The 1,255-nt window shown below is 60.2% G+C and carries 1 protein-coding gene; it reads left to right on the top strand.

The window, feature by feature from the left end; translation table 11 throughout:
• Positions 1-98: 98 nt before the first annotated feature.
• Positions 99-1,255: efflux RND transporter permease subunit (locus AC07WC_RS17735; protein WP_495211169.1), on the top strand; the 1,157-nt coding region annotated here is incomplete at its 3' end.

Genomic DNA, 1,255 nt, shown 5'->3' with positions numbered 1-1,255 from the left:
TGGGCATGCCCGTGCAGGCCACCGAAATGGGCGCGGCCCCGGCCAAGCCGGCCGCCGCGCCGGCGGCTCCCGCCGCCCAGCAGTAACTGGAGAATTCCATGGCACGTTTTTTCATTGATCGCCCCATCTTCGCGTGGGTGATTGCGATCATCATCATGCTCGCCGGTGGCCTGGCGGTGCTCAAGCTGCCGGTGTCCATGTACCCGGAAGTGGCACCGCCCAGCCTGACGATAACGGCAATCTACCCTGGCGCGTCTGCAAGCGTCATCGAGGAGACCGTCACCAAAGTCATCGAGCAGAACCTGACCAGTCTCGATGGGATGATGTACTTTTCCTCCCAGAGCTACTCATATGGCGGCTACGCGACGATTACCCTCGTATTCGAGCCGGGTACGGACCTGGAGGCGGTCCAGCCGAACGTCCAAAATAGGGTGCAGCGGGCAATGCCCTCCCTGCCCGAACAGGTGCAGCGCCGTGGCGTCAATGTGTCGAAATCAGGCGCCGACCTGCTACAGATGATAGGTTTCGTCTCTGAGGACAACAGCATGGATGCGGCCGGGGTAGCTGACTACGTCGGATCCTCCGTTGTTGATGTGATCAGCCGGGTAAGTGGCGTTGGCCTTGTCCGGGAGTATGGCGGCAAGTATGCGATGCGCATCTGGCTGGATCCCGATCGTCTCCACGCCTATCGATTGACGATCTCGGACATAGCCGCCGCCATTCGAGCGCAGAACGCTCAGATCGGGCTAGGCGAACTGGGTGGGGCGCCTAGCGTGGACGCGCAGGCATTGACAGCATTTGTCGATGCTGGGTCGCGCCTTTCCAGTGCCGATCAGTTTCGCGCCATCGTCCTTCGTGGAAACCCAGATGGAAGCCAGTTGCTGCTTGGTGATGTTGCCCGTGTCGAGCTGGGTGCGGAAAGCTACGATTTCAGTAATCGTCTCAACGCATTGCCGGCTGCGGCTATCGGAATCTATCTGGCACCTGGTGCCAACGCTATCGTTACACGGAAGGCAGTCGACAAGGCGCTGGAGGGCATCTCCAGGGACATGCCGACGGGGCTGGCGGTCGTCGTGCCTTATGATTCTGTGCCCTTCGTCAACGCCTCCATCCGCAGCGTGGTGTACACGTTGTTTGAAGGGATCGTTCTTGTCTTTCTCGTCATCTATCTATTCCTGCAGAACTTTCGCGCAACGCTGATCCCCACGATCGCGGTACCGGTGGTGCTACTGGGCACGTTCGGCATCCTGGCCGT

The sequence above is a fragment of the Stenotrophomonas sp. GW821-FHT01H02A genome, assembly GCF_059422145.1.
The sequence above is the reverse complement of the archived record's forward strand: the minus strand, read 5'-3'. Positions and strand labels throughout refer to the sequence as shown.